This window comes from Proteus sp. fly-1067, assembly GCF_040139345.1.
In the GTDB taxonomy this organism is placed as follows: domain Bacteria; phylum Pseudomonadota; class Gammaproteobacteria; order Enterobacterales; family Enterobacteriaceae; genus Proteus; species Proteus vulgaris_B.
Genome location: NZ_JBEEUL010000161.1, coordinates 1 through 601, shown reverse-complemented (window position 1 = coordinate 601; position 601 = coordinate 1). Strand labels below are relative to the sequence as shown.

The window sequence follows — 601 nt, the reverse complement described above, 5'->3', positions numbered from 1 at the left end:
GCCACTTTCTTGCAATGGATGCGAAAAAACATCAGTGAATAAATGACAATCAGCCTAGTTACTTGAGCAATTTTGTATGAAACATAAACGCAAATTACTATATGTACTATTTTCACTCTTAATCATCATGACAGCTGTTATCTTAACTGGGCAATTCGATGATTTTGATTTAGACAACAGACAAACAACTGATATTAGTTTTACAGCCGATGGTAATAAATTATCTGGCACACTTGTGCTACCTAGCTCTGAGCAACCTAGCGCAATTGCTATATTCATTCATGGTGATGGCCCGCAAGATCGTTTTTCAAATTCAGGTTATTTACCGTTAATAAATACCTTAGTTGATAACGGTATCGCTGTGTTCAGTTGGGATAAAGCAGGTATTGGCAATAGCCAAGGTAACTGGCTGAATCAAACTATGGCAGGTCGTGCAGATGAGGCAAAAACCGCTTTAGCACTATTACGTGAAAAATACCCTTCTCCTTCAGTTTCTATTGGTTATTTTGGCTTTTCTCAGGCTGGATGGGTTATTCCTATTGCTGCGTCACAAAGCTCACCTGATTTTTCAGTCATTGTCGGTGGGGCAATAAATTGGCGA

Annotated in this window: 1 protein-coding gene; it reads left to right on the top strand. The window is 38.9% G+C overall.

All coding sequences use genetic code 11. From position 1 onward, the window contains the following. Positions 1-76 precede the first annotated feature (76 nt). Positions 77-601, top strand: a 525-nt coding sequence (locus ABN217_RS19760; protein WP_502935144.1) for an alpha/beta hydrolase family protein, incomplete at its 3' end; no start/stop codon positions are given.